Annotated in this window: 11 protein-coding genes and 2 pseudogenes; 10 read left to right on the forward strand and 3 right to left on the reverse strand. The window is 63.9% G+C overall.

Features of this window, described 5'->3' with window-relative positions:
- The 3 genes from GKC70_RS13365 to yghU all read left to right on the forward strand — a co-directional run bounded on the left by GKC70_RS13365 (position 1) and on the right by yghU (position 2,997).
- The gene (locus GKC70_RS13365) at positions 1–810 is read left to right on the forward strand and encodes an ABC transporter permease (protein WP_029614066.1); all 810 of its coding nucleotides are present in this window, start codon (positions 1–3) and stop codon (positions 808–810) included.
- Between the two features lie 18 nt (positions 811–828).
- A complete protein-coding gene (locus GKC70_RS13370) occupies positions 829–1,977 on the forward strand; it encodes an ABC transporter ATP-binding protein (RefSeq protein ID WP_039577258.1) in 1,149 nt (382 codons plus the stop codon).
- A gap of 171 nt (positions 1,978–2,148) precedes the next feature.
- Positions 2,149–2,997 (forward strand): glutathione-dependent disulfide-bond oxidoreductase, encoded by an 849-nt coding sequence (gene yghU, locus GKC70_RS13375; protein WP_342648920.1) that lies wholly within the window; start codon positions 2,149–2,151, stop codon positions 2,995–2,997.
- Between the two features lie 42 nt (positions 2,998–3,039).
- Here the strand turns inward: yghU and zwf are convergent, their stop codons facing one another.
- Positions 3,040–4,533, reverse strand: a complete 1,494-nt coding sequence (zwf, locus tag GKC70_RS13380; RefSeq protein WP_342648921.1) for a glucose-6-phosphate dehydrogenase — start codon at positions 4,531–4,533, stop codon at positions 3,040–3,042.
- On the reverse strand, positions 4,530–5,513 hold the full coding sequence (gnd, locus tag GKC70_RS13385) for a phosphogluconate dehydrogenase (NAD(+)-dependent, decarboxylating) (RefSeq protein WP_342648922.1): 984 nt from the start codon (positions 5,511–5,513) through the stop codon (positions 4,530–4,532). Before gnd ends, zwf begins: the two co-directional genes overlap by 4 nt.
- A 204-nt stretch (positions 5,514–5,717) precedes the next feature.
- Here gnd and GKC70_RS13390 point away from each other — a divergent pair, with 204 nt between their 5' ends.
- The 7 genes and pseudogenes from GKC70_RS13390 (at position 5,718) to glgX (ending at position 17,083) form a co-directional block, all read left to right on the forward strand.
- Positions 5,718–5,885, forward strand: a complete 168-nt coding sequence (locus GKC70_RS13390) for a DUF6026 family protein (RefSeq protein ID WP_162889512.1) — start codon at positions 5,718–5,720, stop codon at positions 5,883–5,885.
- Between the two features lie 526 nt (positions 5,886–6,411).
- A pseudogene (gene glgA, locus GKC70_RS13395) lies at positions 6,412–7,970 on the forward strand (glycogen synthase GlgA).
- Positions 7,971–7,985: 15 nt separating this feature from the next.
- Complete coding sequence (gene treZ / locus GKC70_RS13400) at positions 7,986–9,728, forward strand: malto-oligosyltrehalose trehalohydrolase (RefSeq protein WP_342648923.1); 1,743 nt, start codon at positions 7,986–7,988, stop codon at positions 9,726–9,728.
- The gene (gene malQ / locus GKC70_RS13405) at positions 9,725–11,794 is read left to right on the forward strand and encodes a 4-alpha-glucanotransferase (RefSeq protein WP_342648924.1); all 2,070 of its coding nucleotides are present in this window, start codon (positions 9,725–9,727) and stop codon (positions 11,792–11,794) included. The genes treZ and malQ overlap by 4 nt, the downstream gene beginning before the upstream one ends.
- A pseudogene (locus tag GKC70_RS13410) lies at positions 11,791–14,564 on the forward strand (malto-oligosyltrehalose synthase). Before malQ ends, GKC70_RS13410 begins: the two are co-directional and overlap by 4 nt.
- A gap of 17 nt (positions 14,565–14,581) precedes the next feature.
- Positions 14,582–14,842, forward strand: a complete 261-nt coding sequence (locus tag GKC70_RS13415) for a DUF2934 domain-containing protein (protein WP_029614074.1) — start codon at positions 14,582–14,584, stop codon at positions 14,840–14,842.
- Positions 14,843–14,929: 87 nt separating this feature from the next.
- Positions 14,930–17,083: a glycogen debranching protein GlgX gene (gene glgX, locus GKC70_RS13420; RefSeq protein WP_342648925.1), complete on the forward strand. Its 2,154-nt coding sequence runs from the start codon at positions 14,930–14,932 to the stop codon at positions 17,081–17,083.
- A 118-nt stretch (positions 17,084–17,201) separates the two neighbouring features.
- Here glgX and GKC70_RS13425 read toward each other — a convergent pair whose 3' ends face one another.
- On the reverse strand, positions 17,202–20,471 hold the full coding sequence (locus tag GKC70_RS13425) for a hypothetical protein (RefSeq protein ID WP_342648926.1): 3,270 nt from the start codon (positions 20,469–20,471) through the stop codon (positions 17,202–17,204).
- Positions 20,472–20,492: the final 21 nt, after the last annotated feature.

Below are 20,492 nucleotides of genomic sequence, written 5' to 3' on the forward strand. Positions count from 1 at the left end.
ATGCTCCTGTCCCCCAACGCCATGGGTCGTCCGCTGCGCACGGGCCTGTACCTGACCACCGGGATCATCGCCGCCTTCCTGCTGCTGCCGGTGGTGTTCATCGTGCTGCTGTCGTTCGGTTCCTCGCAGTGGCTGGTGTTCCCGCCGCCCGGCTGGACCGTCAAGTGGTACACCCAGTTCTTCTCCAACCCCGAGTGGATGGACGCCGCCCTGGCCAGCCTTAAGGTCGCCGTGCTCACCACCATTGCCGCCGTGGCCCTGGGCCTGCCCACCGCCTTCGCCTTGGTGCGTGGGCGTTTCCCCGGGCGCGAAATGCTCTACGGTCTGTTCACCCTGCCCATGATCGTGCCTTTGGTGATCATCGCCGTGGCGGTCTACGCGCTGTTTCTCAAGCTCGGCTACACCGGCACGCTGTTCGCCTTCGTGGTCAGCCATGTGATCGTCGCCCTGCCCTTCACCATCATCTCGATCATCAACTCGCTGAAGCTGTTCGATCAGTCGATCGAGGATGCAGCGGTGATCTGCGGCGCCTCGCGACTGCAGGCGGTGTTCAAGGTGACCTTCCCGGCGATTCGCCCCGGCATGATCGCCGGCGGGCTGTTTGCCTTCCTGGTGTCCTGGGATGAAGTGGTGCTCAGCGTGATGATGGCCAGCCCTGACCTGCAGACCCTGCCGGTGAAGATGTGGACCACCCTGCGCCAGGACCTGAGTCCGGTGATCGCCGTGGCTTCGACCCTGCTGATCGGCCTGTCGATCCTGGTCATGGTCATCGCCAGCGCCCTGCGCCGTCGCAACGAAATCAACGCCTGAGTGCCGGAGACAACAACCATGAGTGCAGTCATCCAAGATACCGCGCAGGCCAAGACCCTGGTCAGCCTGCGCAACCTGAACAAGCACTACGGCGACTTCGCCGCGGTCGACGACATCAGCCTGGACATCCAGGACGGCGAGTTCCTCACCTTCCTCGGCTCCAGCGGCTCGGGCAAGTCCACCACGCTGTCGATGCTGGCCGGTTTCGAGACGCCCAGCAGCGGGCAGATCCTGGTCGACGGCCAGTCGCTGGTCAACGTGCCGCCGCACAAGCGCGACATCGGCATGGTGTTCCAGCGCTACTCGCTGTTCCCGCACCTGAGCGTGCGCGACAACATCGCGTTCCCGCTGACCATCCGCAAGCTGGCCAGCGCCGAGATCGCCAAGCGCGTGGACGCCATGCTCAAGCTGGTGCAATTGGAATCGTTCGCCCATAGGCGCCCGGCGCAACTGTCCGGCGGCCAGCAACAGCGCGTGGCCATCGCTCGGGCGCTGGTGTACGAGCCGCGCATCCTGCTGATGGACGAACCGCTCGGCGCGCTGGACAAGAAACTGCGCGAAGACCTGCAGGACGAGTTGCGCCAGTTGCACCGGCGCCTGGGCATCACCATCGTCTACGTGACCCACGACCAGGAGGAGGCGATGCGCCTGTCCCAGCGCATCGCCATCTTCAGCCACGGCAAGATCGTCGGCCTGGGCAGCGGCTATGACCTCTACCAGAATCCGCCCAATGCGTTCGTTGCGTCGTTCCTGGGCAACTCCAACTTCCTGCGGGTCAGCGCTACCGGTCATGGTGCGGCGACCTTCGAAGGCCAACCCTTGGCGATCCGCCTGACCGCAGGGCTCGCCGCTGGCCAGCCGGCGCTGGTGATGGTGAGGCCGGAGAAGGCGTTGGCACTGAGCAGCGAGCAGGCGAGCCGCGAGCCACTGCCAGCAGGCTGGAACGAGGTCGAGGCCAAGGTCGGCGAACTGCTGTTCCTCGGCGAGAGCCAGACCTGCCATGTGCACACCGACGGTGGTACCGCGATGACGGTCAAGGCGCTGTCGGCGGCCGGCATGCCGATGCGCCCCGGTGACCGGGTGAAGGTGCGCTGGGCGGTGGCCGATGCGTGCGTCTACACCCAATGGGCCGAGAGCGACCTGAGCAAAGCGGCCGGCGCACACTGAGCCGCACGGGGCCTGAAGCTGAAAGACGGCGCGCGCGGGTAAGCACCGTCTTTCAGATTACCGCTGCACGGCTACGGCAAGACTTCCCAGAACCGCTCATCCTGCCCTAGTCTTGTGCACCGAACCCTGATCGCACCCGGCGATCGCACAGGGATCAAAGACACTCAGGAGATGAGATCGGATGAGCAAAAGCCCCTACGTTCCCCGAAGGTGTGGAAGAACGATGCCGCCTCAGGTGGCCAGTTCGCCAGCACCAACCGCCCGATCGCCGGCCCCACCCATGAACGCGAGTTGCCCGTGGGCGAGCAGCCGCTGCAACTGTATTCGTTGGCCACGCCCAATGGCGTGAAGGTCACCATCATGCTCGAAGAGCTGCTGGCCCTGGGGCATGCCGGCGCCGAGTACGACGCCTGGCTGATCCGCATCGGCGAGGGCGATCAGTTCTCCAGCGGCTTCGTGCAGGTCAACCCGAACTCGAAGATCCCCGCCCTGCTCGACCGCAGCGTCGAGCCGCCCGTGCGGGTGTTCGAATCCGGCTCGATCCTGCTGCACCTGGCGGAAAAATTCGGCGCCTTGCTGCCTGCCAACCCGGCAGCGCGCACCGAAACCTTGAACTGGCTGTTCTGGCAGATGGGCTCGGCACCTTACCTGGGCGGCGGTTTCGGGCATTTCTACGTGTATGCACCGGAGAAGATCGAATACGCCATCAACCGCTTCAGCATGGAAGCCAAGCGTCAGTTGGACGTCCTGGAACGCCGCCTGGCCGAAAGCCCGTTCCTGGGCGGGGAACACTACAGCATCGCCGACATCGCGGTGTGGCCGTGGTATGGGCAATTGGTGCGTGGCAACTTGTATGGCGCGGCCGAATTCCTCTCGGTGCAGGACTACCCCAACGTGCAGCGCTGGGCCGACAGCATCGCCGCACGCCCGGCGGTGCAGCGTGGCACCCGGGTCAATCGCACCTGGGGCGAGCAAGATAGCCAGGTACCGGAGCGCCATTCGGCGGCCGACCTGGACTGAGTCACCCGCCAGGGCCGCACTGGCGGCCCTGGCTGAGTCACTTCACCCCAGGCGGTGCCATTCGCGCTTGTCGCGGGTGAGCAATTCGTCACCCGCCTCGGGGCCGTCTTCGCCCGCCGCGTATTCGTGCACCTCACCGCCCTTGGCCCAGGCGTCGAGGAAGGGCTGCACCGCACGCCAACCGTTCTCGATGTTGTCGGCGCGCTGGAACAGCGTCTGGTCACCGGTCAGGCAGTCGTAGATCAGGGTTTCGTAGCCGGTGGCCGGGGTCATCTTGAAGAAGTCCTTGTAGGCGAAACCCAGCTCGACGTTCTCCATCACCAGCTCCGGGCCGGGGCGCTTGGCCTGCAGGTCGAACCACATGCCCTCGTTCGGCTGGATCTGGATCTTCAGGTAGTTGGGCTTGGGCCGCTCCAGCGCCGACTCGCGGAACTGCGCATAAGGGGCCGGCTTGAAGCAGATGGCGATCTCGGTGTCGCGCACGCTCATGCGCTTGCCGGTGCGCAGGTAGAACGGCACGCCGGCCCAGCGCCAGTTGTCGATCATCACCTTCAGCGCCACGTAGGTCTCGGTACGGCTGTCTTTATCGACATTGCTTTCCTGGCGGTAAGCGGCCAGGCGCTTGCCAGCGCCGTACTGCCCGCGCACCGAGTTCTTCAGGGCCAGCTTCGGCGTCCAGGGCCGGATCGCGCCGATCACCTTGGCCTTTTCACCGCGAACCGCATCAGCGCCAAACGCCGCGGGCGGCTCCATCGCCACCATCGCCAGCAACTGGAACAGGTGGTTGGGCACCATGTCGCGCAACGCGCCGGTGCTGTCATAGAACGCCCCGCGCGTCTCGACGCCAACAGTTTCGGCGGCCGTGATCTGCACATGGTCGATGTAATGGTTGTTCCAGAACGATTCGAACAGCCCGTTGGAGAAGCGGCTGACCAGAATGTTCTGCACCGTTTCCTTGCCCAGGTAATGGTCGATGCGGTAGATCTGCCGCTCGCTCATCACCTTCAGCAGGCACGCGTTGAGCGCCTCGGCGCTGGCCAGGTCGGTGCCGAAGGGTTTTTCCACCACCACCCGGCGGAAACCACCGCCGGACTCGTCGAGCAGCCCCGCTTCGCCCAGGCGCTGCGCCACTTCCGGGAAGAAGCGCGGCGAGGTGGCGAGGTAGAAAATGGCATTGCCGTGACGGGTCTTGTCGATGCGCTTGCCCAGGGCCTGGTAAGTGGCCGGGTCGAGGAAATCGCCGGTCTGATAGTCGAGGCGCTTGGCCAGGCGCGCCCAGAGGTCGGGATCGAGGCTGGGCGGTGCGCCCTCGCCGCCTTTGTCGCGGCCAGCCATGAAGGCATGCAGGCGTTCGGCGAATTGTTCGGCGCTGGCTTCGTTGTGGTCGACGCCGACGATGCGCAGGTTACGGTCCAACAGGCCGTCGCGGCTGAGGTTGTACAGCGCCGGCATCAACAGGCGCTTGACCAGGTCGCCATTGGCGCCGAAGAGGAACAGCGTGCAGGGCGGTGCAGCGGGCGTGGTTCGTTTGCTCATGGGCGTTTGTTCTCGACGTGGCCACCGAAGCCCAGGCGCATGGCAGACAGCACCTTGTCACCGAAGGTGCCTTGCTGCTGGCGTGAGCGGAAGCGCGCGAACAGCGCGCTGGACAGCACCGGAACCGGCACCGCCTGTTCCACGGCGGCGTCCACCGTCCAGCGACCTTCGCCGCTGTCGGACACCGAGCCGCTGAACTGGGCCAATTGCGGGTCGGCCACCAAGGCGTCGGCGGTCAGGTCCAGCAGCCACGAGGTGACCACGCTGCCGCGCCGCCACACCTCGGCGATCTCGGCCACGTTCAGGTCGAAGCGCTGGTCTTCCGGCAGCTCGTTGCCACCCTTGCTGCGCAGCAGGTCGAAGCCTTCGGCGTAGGCCTGCATCAAGCCGTACTCGATGCCGTTGTGCACCATCTTCACGTAGTGCCCGGCGCCAGGGGGACCAGCATGGATGTAACCGTGTTCGGCACGCACCGGCTCGCCGCTGCGCCCGTGGGTGCGGGGAATGTCGCCGACGCCTGGGGCCAGGGCAGCGAACAGCGGCTCCAGGCGCTCGAACACCTCACGCTCGCCGCCGATCATCATGCAGTAGCCGCGCTCAAGGCCCCAGACGCCGCCGGAAGTGCCCACGTCCAGGTAATGCAGGCCGCGCGTGGCCAGTTCGGCGGCGCGGCGCATGTCATCTTTGTAGAACGTATTGCCACCGTCGATGATCGCATCGCCCGGCTCAAGCAGATCGGCCAACTGCGAGATGGTCTGCTCGGTCGGCTCGCCGGCCGGCAGCATCACCCAGACGGCACGCGGCGCCTGTAGCGCCTCGACCATGCCGGCGAGATCGTCAACGCCGTGCGCGCCGTCGCCGGCCAAGGCCGTGACCGCGTCGCGGTTGCGATCGTGCACCACCGTCTGGTGGCCGGCGCGCATCAGGCGCCTTGCAATATTGCCGCCCATGCGGCCCAGCCCGACGATTCCCAGTTGCATGTGCCGATGCTCCCTCTTTGCGAATGAATGACAACACGGTTCGGTGATTCAGGTTAGTCCAGCGCGCCGCCCCAGGGTTCACCGACGAACGGCATGACCACGATAAACAAAAAAGTTCCCATCGCTTGGCAAAGAATTCAAAATGCGCGCCGCACGAAGCGTCTACGCTTACTACTGTCACCAGCCAAACTGCGAGGTGTACTCATGGGTACCGTCATGCCTGCCACCGCCACCCAGACCCTCTACGTCACCGTACGCCGCGACGAACTGCGTCAGCTTCGCGACGAGCGTGATCAATTGCGTGCGCAGGTGGCCCAGCTCAACCTGATGCTCGAAGAAGCCCGCCTGAACGGCAAACTGCCCCAGTTCTGACCCTCACGCACTGTTTCGGGGCCTGATCAGGCCCCATCGCCTTATTCACGCCCTCCTCTCGCGCCTCGTTCCGCTCCCTTTCCTGGCACTGCGAACGACGCGTGCTCTGCCGCCAACGTTTGCGCGGATCAACGGTCATGGAAAATGTGACCGGCGGGTCACCGCCGCTACCTTTCGTCACCTACACTCAGGCTCGGCCCGTGTTTTGCTGTGTCAGACGGTGAGTGCCCCCTCGGCTCTCCCTCGACAACCGGTGAAGGCAGCTACTCCAAAATAAGTAGAACTTTCCAAAACATGGGCAGGTCAGCAATTAAGTAGGCCGCGCAAGAGGATCACCTCACGCGCCAGCCCGCCCACCCCAATCAGTCCAAACGCCCGCTCGACCGGACTTTCGAGCGCGCGGTGTTGCTGTGCACGACTCAGGGGCAAGGATCGCATCACGAACACCCGCAACAAAAAGGCGAGAACCAATACGAGATAACGCGATGGGTGACGCACCCACCAGCGCAAGGGATGGAGAGAAGTAATGATCAGTGCCGCTGTCGAGCCTCATGTAGAATTGTTCAACCCCGATAATAGCGGGCCCCTGCCACCAGGGTTCGTCACGACAGGCAAGGCACCCGGTATCCAGCGCGGTCATAACCCGCTCAAGCGCAAGGTATTGTTCGTCACCTCGGAATTCGCCGACCTGGTCAAGACCGGCGGGCTGGGCGATGTCTCCGCTGCCCTGCCCCGCGCCATGGCCCACCTGCACGACGTCCGCGTGCTGATTCCCGGCTATCCGCAAGTGGTCGACAGTGACAACCCCATCCATATCGTCGGCGAACTGGCTGGCCATGCCGCGTTGCCGCCGTGCAAGATCGGCCGCATGGACCTGCCCGATGGTCTGGTCATCTATGTGCTGATCTGTCCCGAGCTGTACGAGCGTGAAGGCACCCCCTACGGCGCCAACAACGGTCGCGACTGGCCAGACAACCATATCCGCTTCGCCCGCCTGGGCCTGGCGGCCGCCGATATCGCCGCAGGCGAAGGCATGATGCACTGGCGCCCGGACCTGGTGCACGCCCACGACTGGCCAGCGGGCCTGGCCCCGGCGTACATGCACTGGCGCGGCCTGAATACCGCAACCTTGTTCACCATTCATAACCTGGCCTACCAGGGGGTGTTCAGCCGCGCCTGCAGCCCCGAGCTGGCCATCCCCGACCATGCCATGCAGCAGGAAGGCATGGAGTTCTACGGCAAGCTGTCGTTCCTCAAGGCGGGCCTGGCCTACTCCAGTCACATCACGACCGTGAGCGCCACCTACGCCCAGGAAATCACCACCCCGAGTTCGGCTGCGGCCTGGACGGTTTCCTGGCCAGCAAGGCCCAGCAAGGCTTGCTCGGTGGGATCCCCAACGGTATCGACGAGAGCTGGGATTCGGCCACCGATACTCACCTGGAGCACAACTTCAGCCTCAATGACTGGGAAGGCAAGGCGCGCAACGCCGATCAGGTGCGTGAGCTATTCAGCCTCGATCCGTCGGAAGGTCCGCTGTTCGCCGTGGTATCGCGCCTGGTCTACCAGAAAGGTCTGGACCTGACCTTGGGCGTGGCCGAAGACATCGTCCGTCAGGGCGGGCAGATCGCGATCATCGGTCGCGGCGAGCCAGAGGAAGAGCAGGCCATGCGCGAGCTGGCTCTGCGTCACCCAGGCCGCATTGGCGTGCGCATCGGCTTCAACGAAACCGACGCCCGCCGCATGTTCGCCGGCAGCGATTTCCTGCTCATGCCGTCGCGCTACGAGCCATGCGGACTCAGCCAAATGTACGCCCAGCGCTTCGGCTCGCTGCCGGTGGCGCGCAACACCGGTGGCCTGGCCGACACCATCGAAGATGGCGCCACGGGCTTCCTATTCAATGAGTCGACCGTGGACAGCTACCGCGAAGCGCTGAGCCGGGCATTTTATGTGCATGCCCATAAGGACCTGCTCAACGCCATGCGCTGCCTGTCCATGACTCAACCCTTCAACTGGTGCCAGGCGGTGGAACCCTATGCCCGCCTGTACGAGGAACTGGTCTGCCAGGCACACGCCGGCGCCTACTGACAACGAGGTGTGAAGATGCACAGGCATGGCGCACATTCAATGGACGCCACGTCGGCGCGCTTCGCCCTCTGGGCGCCGGACGCGCGCAACGTGAGCGTTGAAATCCAAGGGCAGCCAGCGGTCACGCTGCTGCCTGAGCACGATGGCTGGTTTGCTGGCACCGCCCCTTGTACACCGGGTGACCGTTACTTCTTCAAGATCGACGATGAGCTGAAAGTGGCCGATCCGGCCTCTCGCTATCAGCCTGAAGGCGTGCACGGCCCGAGTGAAATCGTCGAATTGTCTCACTACTCCTGGGAGCACCCCTGGCACGGCCGGCCTTGGCACGAGGCAGTGATTCAGGAACTGCATGTGGGCGTGCTGGGTGGGTACAAAGGCGTAGCCCAGCAACTGCCGCGCCTGGCCGAACTGGGTATCACCGCTATTGAGTTAATGCCCGTCAACCAGTTTCCCGGCGAGCGCAACTGGGGGTATGACGGCGCCCTGCCCTTCGCCCCGCAGCATACCTATGGTTCGCCCGCCGAACTCTGCCACTTGGTCGACCAGGCCCACAGCCACGGCCTGATGGTCATGCTCGACGTGGTCTACAACCACTTCGGCCCCGATGGCAATTTCCTGCCCCAGTACGCCAGCACCTTCTTCCGTGAGGATCGTCAGACCCCCTGGGGCGCGGCCATTGATTTCCGCCGCCCCGAAGTGCGCGAATTCTTCATTCAGAACGCGCTGATGTGGCTGTGCGACTACCGCATCGATGGTCTGCGCCTCGACGCCGTACACGCGATCGACCAACCCGATTTCCTCGTCGAACTGGCCGCGCGCGTGCGCGAAGCGGTCGAACCAGGCCGACAGGTCTGGCTGGTGCTGGAGAACGAACATAATCAGGCAGCGCTACTGGAACAAGGCTTCGACGCCCAGTGGAACGATGATGGCCACAATGCCTTGCATGTGCTGCTCACCGATGAAACCGAGGGCTACTACGAAGACTACAAGGACCAGCCCATCGCCAAGCTCGCGCGCTGCCTGGGCGAAGGCTTCGTGTTCCAGGGCCAGCCCAACCGCAAGGGCGAACCGCGAGGCGAGCCCAGCGGCCATTTGCCACCCAGCGCCTTCGTGCTGTTCCTGCAAAACCACGACCAGATCGGCAACCGGGCGCTGGGCGAGCGCTTGACGCGGCTGTGCCCGGCCCAGGCACTGCGCGCCGCGACAGGGCTGTTGCTGTTGTCGCCGATGATCCCGCTGCTGTTCATGGGTGACGAGGAAGGCAGTTGCCGACCCTTCCTGTTCTTCACCGACTTCCACGACGAACTGGCCGATGCCGTTCGCGAAGGCCGTCGCGCCGAATTCGAACACTTCGCCGCGTTCGCCGACCCGGAAAAACGCGAGCATATTCCCGACCCCAATGCGTTGGACACCTTCACCGCCTCGCATCCCGCCGGCAAGCAGGTGCTCGCCGGCTGGCATGGTCTGTATCACCAACTGCTGAATATCCGCCAGCGCACGCTGATGCCGCGCCTGGTCGGCAGTCGCGCCCTGGGCGCTGAGGTCATCGGCGAAAAGGCCCTCACAGCGCGCTGGCGCCTGGGCGATGGCAGTGAGCTGCGAATCGATCTGAACCTTGGGCCAGCGGCGCAGCCCATAACCTTACCGGGCGCCGACTCGCGCCTGTTCGACAGCAGCGACAACGCCCACCCGGATTCCACCCTGGCCGCCTATAGCTGTGTGGTCAGTCTGCTTTCCCCTCGCCAGGAGACGCCATGAGCGATACGCCGCTGCACCGCCTCGCCGCCCGCGCAGGCCTGGCCCGTGACTGGACCGATGCCAACGATCGCCCGCAACGCGTTACCGATGCAGCCCTGCGCGGTGTCCTGCAGGGCCTGGGACTGCCTGCCGAAGACGACGCCGCCATCGAGCGCAGCCTGGCTGCGCTGGATGAGGCACATGACAGCGACCATCTCCCGCCCCTGCTGACGGTGGACCTGGAAAAGCCCTTGGCGCTCAAGCGCTGGTTCACGGCCGACAGCACGGTGCGCTGTTCGCTCGAAGACGGCACCTCGCGCACGCTCACGCTCGACGCCCAGGCGCAGTTGCCCGGCGAGCTGCCGATCGGCTATCACCGTCTCGACATCGACGGGCGCACCTTGACCGTGGCCGTCGCCCCTGCGCGCTGCTATAGCCTCACGGACGTGGTCGAGCAACAGCCCCCCCGCTGCTGGGGATTGTCGGCGCAACTCTACAGCTTGCGTCGCCCGGGCGATGGCGGCTTCGGCGACTGCCTGGCACTGGAGCAATTTGCCCGCTGTGCCGCCGAGCGCGGCGCCGATGCCCTGGCGATCAGCCCGATTCACGCCCTGTCGCTGTTCGACCAACAACATTTCAGCCCCTATTCCCCCTCCAGCCGCCTGCTGCTCAACTACCTCTACGCCAGCCCTTCGGTGGTGCTGGGCGAACGTGAGGTGCGCATGGCCGCTGAGATGGCTGGGCTCACCGAAAGCCTGGAAGACCTGGAACAGCAAGCGCTGGTCGATTGGCCGCGTGCCGCCGACGTGCGGCACAAGCTGCTCAGGACGCTCTACGAAGAGTTCAGCAAGGTTGACCATCCCCTGCGTTCGGACTTCGACAGTTTCCGCGAGGCTGCAGGCGATGCCCTGGAGCAGCATTGCCGTTTCGAAGTGCTGCAGGCCGAAGCCGTGGAGCAGGGTCTGGGCGCCGATTGGCGTGAGTGGCCCGATGCCTGGAGTCGGCCCGACGCCGCCGAAGTCGAGGCGATGGCCGCCGCGTATCCTGCGCAAGTGGAGTTTCAAGCGTTCTGCCAATGGCTGACCGAGCGCAGCCTGCAACGCGCCCAACAAGCGGCCAACGGCGGTGGCATGCGCGTGGGCCTGATCGCCGATCTGGCGGTCGGTGCCGACGGCGGGGGCAGCCAGGCCTGGAGCCGTCAGGACGAATTGCTCGCCGAGCTCACGGTCGGCGCACCGCCGGACATTCTCAATCGCTCCGGGCAGGACTGGGGCATCAGCGGCTTCTCGCCCGAAGGCCTCAAGCGCAACGGCTTTCGCGCCTTCATCGAAATGCTGCGGGCCAACATGGCCCATGCCGGCGGCCTGCGCATCGACCATGTCATGGGCCTGCGCAGGCTATGGCTGATCCCCAGAGGCGGCACACCCAAGCAAGGCGCCTACGTCGACTACCCGTTCGACGACATGCTGCGGCTGCTGGCGCTCGAATCGGTGCGCAACCAGACAATCATCCTCGGCGAAGACCTGGGCACCGTGCCTGAAGGCCTGCGCGAGCGCCTGGCCGACAAGGCCGTGCTGGGCATGCGCGTACTGCCCTTCGAGCAGAGTTCCACAGGCCATTTCAAGCCGCTGTTGGACTGGCCCGATTCAGCCCTAGCCACCACTGGCACCCACGATCTGTCACCGCTGGCCGGCTGGCTCAAGGCCCGCGACATCGACTGGAATCACCGCCTGGAACTGATCGACGCCGCCACCGAGTCGCACTGGCGGCAGGATCGCGAACAGGAAATTCATGGCCTGCGCCGTACCTTGGAATCCAACTACGGTCACTTGAAGGATAACGACGCCTTGATCGACGCTGCCATCCGCTATGTCGGCCACACCCGCGCCCCGCTGGTGCTGGTTCCGCTCGAAGATCTGCTGGGTTTGCAAGAGCAGCCCAACCTGCCCGGCACCACCGATGGGCACCCTAATTGGCGACGGCGCTTCGAGCGTCCGGTGACCGAATTGCTGGACGACGAACACGCCGCCCGCCGCCTGGAATTGCTGGCCCAAGCGCGGGTCCAGGCCGGGGAGCGCGACCGATGAAAGCCTTGACTGCGACCCAGCGTCTGCAATTTCACAGCGACTTCACCCTCGACGATGCCGTGCCCTTGGTGCCCTACTTCGCCCGATTGGGCATCAGCCACCTGTACGCCTCGCCCATTCTCAAAGCCCGCGCCGGATCCCGGCACGGTTACGATGTGGTCGACCCGACCCTGGTGAATCCGGAGCTGGGCGGCGAGGCCGCACTGCTGCGCCTGGTGGCTGCCCTGCGCCAGCACGGCATGGGGCTGATACTCGACACCGTGTCCAACCACATGGCGGTCGGCGGCGCGGACAATCCTTGGTGGCAAGACTTGCTGGCCTGGGGCGGCGCAGTCCCTACGCCGAGTTCTTCGATATCCAGTGGCACTCAAGCGATCCGCTGCTGGCGGGCCAGTTGCTGCTGCCGTTCTTGGGCAGCGACTACGGCGTCGCTCTGCAAAATGGCGACCTACCCCTGACCTTCGACGCTGAACGCGGTGTGCTGGAAGTCGAGCATCACGAGCACCGCTTCCCGATCTGCCCCCTGGATTACGGACGCGTCCTCGGTCACAGCGACGACGCGGCGCTGCAAGCGCTGGGCAAGCGTTTCGACGCCCTGAACGACTCCATCCAACCGCTGGCCGAGGCAGCGCCATTGCAAGCCGAGCTGGCCCAGTGCGTCAACCAAGGCGCGAGTCTCGACCGGGCGCTAAAAGCCTTCGACAGTCACACCGAAGACGGTTTTCAGCGCCTGCACCTGCTGCTTGAACGCCAGACCTATCGCCTGGCCAGCTGGCGCACCGCCGCCGATGACATCAACTGGCGGCGCTTCTTCGACATCAATGAACTGGGCGGCCTGCGCGTGGAGCGCTCGGCGGTGTTCGAAGCCACCCATGCCAAGCTCTTCGAGCTGATCGAGCGCGGCTTGGTGGACGGCTTGCGCATCGACCACATCGACGGCCTGGCCGATCCGCGCCGTTATTGCCGCAACCTGCGCCGTCGAGTCGATACCCTGCTGGCCAAGCGCCCTCCCGAAGCGACGCTGCAGCACTTCCCGATCTATGTGGAGAAGATCCTCGGCACCGGCGAACACCTGCACCCGGATTGGCTCACCGATGGCACCACCGGCTATGAGTTCATGAACCAGGTGTCGCTGGTACAGCACGATCCGGCGGGCGAAGCGCCCTTGACCGAGCTCTGGCGCAGCGTTGCCGAGCGCCCCGAGTTCGACGAAGAAGTGCGCATTGCCCGGCGCCTGGTACTCAACGCCAGCCTGGCCGGCGACTGCGAGTCGGTGGCCCAGGCCTTGTTGCACGTGGCGCGCGACGACCTGATGACCCGTGACCTGACCCTGGGTGCGATCCGCCGGGGCGTGCAGGCGCTGGTCGAGCATTACCCGGTCTATCGCACCTACATTAGCGCGTGTGGCCGTCCCGAACAGGACGAACCCTTCTTCCAGCAGGCCATGGAAGGCGCCCGGCAATCGCTCAGCGAGGCCGATTGGCCGCTGCTGGAGCAGTTGCAACGCTGGCTCGGCGGCCAATCCTGGCGCGAACTGCCCGTTGGCCGTGCGCGCAAGCGCCTGCGTCACGCCTGCGTGCGCTTCCAGCAACTCACCGCCCCCAGCGCGGCCAAGGCCGTGGAGGACACCGCGTTCTACCGCAGCGCACGATTGCTGTCGCGCAATGATGTAGGCTTCGAGGCCGAGCGCTTCAGCGCTTCGCCGGCCGAGTTTCACAACGAGGCGCAGCGCCGCCTACGCGACTTTCCCGACAATCTGCTGGCCACCGCGACCCACGATCACAAGCGCGGCGAAGACTGCCGCGCCCGCCTGGCCGTGCTCAGCGAGCATGGGCCATGGTTGTCCAGCCGCGTCGAACATTGGCGCGAACTGGCCCATACGCTGCTGGACGGGCAGGAAGACGGCGCGGCGCCGAGCCCTGCCGATGAAATGCTGCTGTTCCAGACGCTATTGGCCAGTTGGCCGCTGACGCTGGACCGCGACGACCGTGCAGGCTTGCAGGCGTTCGCCGAGCGGGTCGGCCAATGGCAGCAGAAAGCGCTGCGCGAAGCCAAGCTGCGCAGCAGTTGGGCCGCGCCGAACGAGGCGTATGAGCAGGCCTGTTCGCGCTATCTCGAAGGCTTGCTGATCAGCGACGACCACCAACACCTTCGTCATTCACTGGCCGACGCCGCCGAGCGTATCGCCTGCCCTGGCGCGCTCAACGGCCTGGTGCAGAGCCTGTTGCGCATGACCACGCCGGGCGTGCCCGATCTCTACCAAGGCAACGAATACTGGGACCTGAGTCTGGTCGATCCGGACAACCGCCGGCCGGTGGATTACGCGGCCCGACACGCCAGCCTGGAGCACGAAGCGCCGCTGCACGAGTTGCTGACGCACTGGCGTGACGGACGTCTGAAACAATCGGTGATCGCCCGTGTACTGAACCTGCGTCGCGCCCATCCCGCCCTGTTCCAGCGTGGCGCCTATCTGCCGCTCAATACCCAGGGCCGCCACGCCGACAAGGTGCTGGCCTTCGCCCGACTCGGCGCAGGAGAACGGGCAATTATCGTCGTGCCGCGTCTGGCCAGCGAACTGCTCGGTGCGGCCAGTACTCCGCTGATTCCGGCGCAGAACTGGGATGACACGCGCGTAATCCTGCCGTTTGCCGTTTCGCCTGCCACTTGCAGTGGACTTTTCCCACACACCGTTGTCAGCCCTAGTAGGGAGCTGATGCTCAGTGAAGTGCTGTCGGAATGTCCGCTCAACCTGTTGATTGAACAAGCATGATGATCAGGAGCGTCTAAATGAGTGTCGATGAAAAACGTGTTCGCGAACTGGCTCACCAGATCTGGGAATCTGAGGGTAAACCGCACGGTCGCGATGAAGAGCATTGGAAAAAGGCGGTGAAGTTGGCCGAGGCGGAAGCAAAAGCGCCGGCGCCCAAGTCCAAGAAGGCACCCGCCAAGCCCAAGGCTCCGTCCGAGCCGAAGGCCGCAGCATTGCCGGGTGCCAAGCCTGCCCCACCGAAAAAGCCGCGCGCACCGAAGAAACCCGCAGCGCAGTAACGCAGTCGCGACACCGCGTCGTTGCCGGCCTTCCTACGGCAACGACGCCTAACCCTATTCCATTCATTTGGCTAGACGAGAGCTGCCATGACCGCACGCACCCCAAAGAAAACCCGTTCCGTCGCGCCAACCCGTATTCGTGAAGGCCTGCCCTTCCCGTTAGGTGCCACCTGGGATGGACTGGGCGTCAACTTCGCCCTGTTCTCGGCCAACGCCACCAAGGTCGAGCTGTGTATTTTCGACGCCAGCGGCGAGAACGAACTCGAGCGCATCGAACTGCCGGAATACACCGACGAGATCTACCACGGCTACCTCCCCGATGCTCACCCAGGACTGGTCTACGGCTACCGCGTGTACGGCCCCTATGAGCCGCAGAACGGCCACCGCTTCAACCACAACAAGCTGCTCATCGACCCCTACGCCAAGCAATTGGTGGGTGAGCTGAAATGGTCCGAGGCACTGTTCGGCTACACCCTCGGCCACCCCGACGACGATCTTTCGTTCGACGAGCGCGACAGCGCACCTTTCGTGCCCAAGTGCAAGGTCGTGGATCCAGCATTCACCTGGGGCCGCGACCAGCGCGTGCAGATTCCTTGGGAACAGACTGTGTTCTACGAGGCGCACGCGCGCGGTATCAGCATGCGTCACCCCGCGGTGCCGGAAAACCTGCGCGGCACCTTCGCGGGCCTGGCCAACGACGAGCTGCTCAAGCACATCAAGGACCTGGGCGTTTCGAGCATCGAGCTGCTGCCGATTCACGCCTTCGTCAACGACCAACACCTGCTGGACAAGGGCCTGAACAACTACTGGGGTTACAACAGCCTGGCGTTTTTCGCGCCCCACCCCAAGTATCTGGCCAGTGGCAAGATCGCCGAATTCAAGGAGATGGTCGCGCACATTCACGAGAAGGGCCTGGAGGTGATTCTCGATGTGGTCTACAACCACACCGCCGAAGGCAACGAGCGTGGCCCGACCCTGTCCATGCGCGGCATCGACAACGCCTCGTATTACCGCCTGATGCCTGACGACAAGCGCTACTACATCAACGATTCGGGCACCGGCAACACCCTGGACCTTAGCCACCCCTGCGTGCTGCAGTTGGTCACCGACTCGCTGCGCTATTGGGCCGGCGAGATGCATGTGGACGGCTTCCGCTTCGACCTGGCGACCATTCTGGGCCGTTACCACGACGGCTACAGCGAGCGCCACAGCTTCCTCGTCACCTGCCGCCAGGACCCTTTGTTGCGCAGCGTCAAGCTGATCGCCGAACCCTGGGACTGTGGCCCAGGCGGCTATCAGGTGGGCAATTTCGCCCCCGGCTGGGCCGAATGGAACGACCGCTTCCGCGACACCGCCCGCGCTTTCTGGAAAGGCGACGAAGGCCAACTGGCCGACTTCGCGGCACGCCTGACCGGTTCGGGCGACCTGTTCGACAATCGTGGTCGGCGCCCTTATGCATCGGTCAATTTCATCACCGCCCACGACGGCTTCACGTTGCGCGACCTGGTGTCGTATAACGACAAGCACAATGAGGACAACGAGGAAAACAACCAGGACGGTACCAGCAACAACATCTCTTGGAACTGCGGCGTCGAAGGCCCGACCGAGGATGCGGACATCAAGGCGTTGCGCATGCGTCAGATGCGTAACTTCTTCGCCACCTTGCTGCTGTCCCAGGGCACGCCGATGATCGTGGCGGGCGATGAGTTCAGTCGCACTCAGCACGGCAATAACAATGCCTACTGCCAGGACAGCGAAATTGGCTGGATCAACTGGGACCTGGACGAGGAAGGCCAGGCCCTGCTGGCCTTCGTCAAGCGCCTGACTAAGCTGCGCCAAGAGTATCCGGTGCTGCGCCGTTCCAACTTCCTGGTGGGCGACTACAACGAAGCAATCGGTGTAAAGGATGTCACCTGGCTAGCACCCGACGGCAACGAGATGGGCGTGGAGCAATGGGAGGATCCCCATGGCCGATGCCTGGGTATGCTGATCGACGGTCGTGCGCAGGTCAGCGGTATCGCCCGTCCGGGAGACCAGGCCACCGTGCTGCTGATCGTCAATGCCCACCACGACGTGGTGCCCTTCAAGCTGCCCAGCGTGCCGCAAGGTGAGCATTGGAGCTGTCTGATCGATACTGACCAGCCGGAGCAGCGCAAGGCCAAGCGCTTGGAGTTCGACACCAGCTTCGATATGACGGGACGGTCGGTGGTGTTGATGGTGTTGCAGCGAGAGCAGGAGTGATGGCCTCGTCTGCACCGTAGGCCTGTCGGCGGCCAGGTGGCCTTGAGCTGCTCGATGAGGGGCTCTGGCCAGTGACCGCCGACGCTTTTTCTCTGGCGCCATCGTCGAGGTATTCCAGTCAAATCCCTCCGATTCGACACTGGACTGTGAGGGGATAAGACATCAGGTCGCAGGTGAAGTTGAGCGCGCAATCACCTTTTTTGCTGACGTAGCGGGTCTGCCAAAGCGGGCGATCGACTACCAGCGGAATCTCCTCATCCCACGCTGGCTCTATCACGAAGAACTCCTTGGTCACAGTGCCACGCACGAAAGTCAGGGTTACGAACCTGTCCATTCCCCATCCCCAATCGAATCGTCTGTACACGTAAAAGCCCGGATGCGAAACCGTCGCCGTTAAAGCCAGTACGGTGTCGCGACGCGAGTCGAAGTCGGACTCAGGCGCTGTCACGTAGAACTCATCGTGGAAGTGGTTGGAGTGTAGAACGCAACGTGGCATGCACAAAGGCTCTTCGAAACCCTCGACATGCAACTGCATACCGAATCCACCGCTGACCTTGCTACGTCCACTCAATGTCCAGCGTTGCTGGCCCTCGACAAGCGGCTGAGCCGCACCGAAGGCAGGACTGGCTTGCAGATACTTGGCATCCAACGTACCTGCGTGGAACGTCAATCGACAGGCGGGCGACAACACATGTAACGGGCTCTGGGGCTTTGCTCTGACAACAAGCGTTGGCGCATCCTCCATCCCGTCGTGCCACAGCACAGACACCAAGGCTGATGTGGGTATTCCGTTTACGGACACCTCTACTTCATCCTCCAGGCGCGTCGACACCAAAAACGCCTGGTCGATTTCCAGGGTCGTGGAAAACACGCGATCGGCGACGACCACCCTGATCCCGAAGTCACCGCTGGCCTCGCCCCCTTCCAGCACCCATTCCAACCCAGACGTTCCGAGCGCACGTCCGACACCATAAAAGGGCGTCGCTAACATATCGGGCGCGCCCAGACTGCGGCCCACGAATTCCAGGTAGACGCTAAGGCCGAGTCCACCTAACGGACTTCCCGCCTTGGGTTGCAACGTCAACCTGGTCGGCTGTCCACGACGAAAGATCGCAGGATTCGGTACGGCCGCACCTTGTAGTTTCAACTCCGCTTCATCGCCCAAATCTGCCGACAGCAGCACAGCCTTCGTCACGCTCAACGGTTGCTCGAACCCCTCCACCTTTAACCTCAGAGCAAAATCGCCACTGACCTGCTGTCCTTTGAGCGACCATGACAAACCATCGGGGCCGAGCTTGCGCTTACTGAGGTAAGCCGGTGTGGAAGGTATCTGAGCCTCGACCAGGCTACCTGCCTCGAACACCAGCCAGGCCTCTAGCTGCAGGCGACCAAGCGGACTGCCTGCTCTGGGCACCAGGCTAAGCGTGCGCGGCGCACCGCGCTGGAACAGCGCGATGGCAGGCGCCGCCGCGCCGTCGATCTGCAGTTGAGCCTCATCGCTGAGTTGGCTCGACAGCACCATGGCGGAGTCGAGGCTCAACGGCTTGGCGAATCCCTCGACATGAACCGCCAAGGCGAAGTCGCCACTGCTCTGGCCTGGGGTCAAGGTCCAGCTCAAGCCGGCGGCAGGCACCTCGCGCTTGGCCTCATAGTCGGGCTGGGCAGGCACATGTTCGGGTTTCAGCGTGCCCTCGGTGAAGCTCAAACGACCCATTCGGCCAAGCGCCGGCAGCGGACTGCCCGGCTTGATCTGCAGGCGCAAAGTATGCGCAGTCCCCCGGCGCAACAGCGCAGTGGAACCCACGGCATCGTTATCGAGCGACAGCTCGACTTCATCGCCGAGTTCAGCAGACAGTTGTGCACCCTTGAGAGAAAACGGTGCCGACAAATCGTCCGTGGCGGTTTCCAACACGAATGTCCCGGAGTCCGTCCCCCCCTTGAGCGTCCAACTTATGCCCTCCGGTGTCATCGTCTGCGCGGCAGTAGGCGTGAACGTGATCCCTCGCTCAGGCTTGCCGTTGGGCCAGCGCAAGAGGATCGGTTTGCCGACGAAAAAGCTGTCCGCTTTTTTCGGTTTCAGGGTCAAATTGACCTCGGTCTGGCGTGTCAACAACAGGGCGATTTTTTCGAAGTCGGTAACGGGTTTTCCCTCGAACAGCACCTCCAGCTCGGGCCCCCACGGCGACACGGCAAACACCGGCAGTTTCTGCACTTGCTCACTGACCTGCTTCAGTTCGTCTTCGTAGACCGCTTTGAACACCGCGTGATTGTCAACGCCTTCGTCGCCGGGCTTGGGCAGATACTCGATGCTCGACAGCCCCTTGGCATCAGTGGGCTGGGTGGCGAACAGCGTGTCGTTCAACAGCCACTTGACCGGCCTGCCGACCGCCGGGCGGTCAGGGACGAACACGTTGTGCAGGATCACGCTCATTCGGGTGCTATTGCCATACTCGACCACAGGGACAACGCCATCCCACTCGATACCCCCAAGGTCATGGCGGAAATCACCGAGCTGCGCCTTCAACTCGAATCGCGGCGCTTGCCAGTAGCTGCCCAGGCCAAGGCCGATCTCACCGGCTTGAACAGCGGTGGCGCCCGCCTGCAATTGCCATTGGGCACCGTCACCCTCGTCCAGCGCTTGGTAACGATCGTCCTGATCGCCCGCGTTCTGGTTCAAGGGTGGCCTGGCGCTCATTCCGAAGGCACTCGGCGGGTGCTGATTGTCGTCCATCCAGATCAGACTCACAGGCTGACCCGACCAGGCGTCTCCGGCCGCCGACTTGACCTGCAATACATGCTCAGCGCCATGGCACAACAGGAACGGCTGGCGCGTCTGTTCGATCTGGTTTTTCCCACCTGGATCCAGGACCAGCTTGACCGTACTGGCCGAGGACAACTCAGGCAAACGTAGCTGCGAGATCACCTGGCGTAGATACAGCCTGGAAGTGATCTTGCCCTCCAGACGGGTGTCGAACGCGACGCGCACCCGCATCGCATCGACCGGCAGGGTGACGAGCCGCGGCGTCATGCGATGCCAGGTCGGCGCAGCGCCAGGGGCCAGAGGTTCATCCTCCAGCGTCCCCTGGCCCTGCAAACGCTCGATGAACACTTGTGCCCCTTCCTTGCCGTCTTCGAGCAGATGAACCGTCACCAGGCACTCCTTGAAATTGTTCAAGGCGTAGTCGCAACCCAGCCAGTACTGCGGCCGCGCGCCGTCAGCCCGCGGCGCGACGGGCAGATCGATGTCCTGCCAGACCCGCTCGTTGCGCTGGATACCCAGGTAGGTCGAGCCGTCTCCACCGTCGCTGAAATCGATCAACTGACCCAAGCTGCGCCAGGGTCCATTGGCAGAGAAATCCGCCTGCTGCAGAAACGGCGCCTTCAGCACTGAATGGCCTTGGGTGTCCTG

It is taken from the genome of Pseudomonas sp. REB1044, assembly GCF_038813925.1.
Classification (GTDB): domain Bacteria; phylum Pseudomonadota; class Gammaproteobacteria; order Pseudomonadales; family Pseudomonadaceae; genus Aquipseudomonas; species Aquipseudomonas boreofloridensis.

Coding starts and splice junctions, on each gene's coding strand:
- GKC70_RS13370 (WP_039577258.1), top strand. CDS start 829: ATGAGTGCAGTCATCCAAGATACCGCGCAGGCCAAGACCCTGGTCAGC.
- malQ (WP_342648924.1), top strand. CDS start 9,725: ATGAGCGATACGCCGCTGCACCGCCTCGCCGCCCGCGCAGGCCTGGCC.
- yghU (WP_342648920.1), top strand. CDS start 2,149: ATGAGATCGGATGAGCAAAAGCCCCTACGTTCCCCGAAGGTGTGGAAG.
- glgX (WP_342648925.1), top strand. CDS start 14,930: ATGACCGCACGCACCCCAAAGAAAACCCGTTCCGTCGCGCCAACCCGT.
- GKC70_RS13365 (WP_029614066.1), top strand. CDS start 1: ATGCTCCTGTCCCCCAACGCCATGGGTCGTCCGCTGCGCACGGGCCTG.
- gnd (WP_342648922.1), bottom strand. CDS start 5,513: ATGCAACTGGGAATCGTCGGGCTGGGCCGCATGGGCGGCAATATTGCA.
- treZ (WP_342648923.1), top strand. CDS start 7,986: ATGCACAGGCATGGCGCACATTCAATGGACGCCACGTCGGCGCGCTTC.
- zwf (WP_342648921.1), bottom strand. CDS start 4,533: ATGAGCAAACGAACCACGCCCGCTGCACCGCCCTGCACGCTGTTCCTC.
- GKC70_RS13390 (WP_162889512.1), top strand. CDS start 5,718: ATGGGTACCGTCATGCCTGCCACCGCCACCCAGACCCTCTACGTCACC.
- GKC70_RS13415 (WP_029614074.1), top strand. CDS start 14,582: ATGAGTGTCGATGAAAAACGTGTTCGCGAACTGGCTCACCAGATCTGG.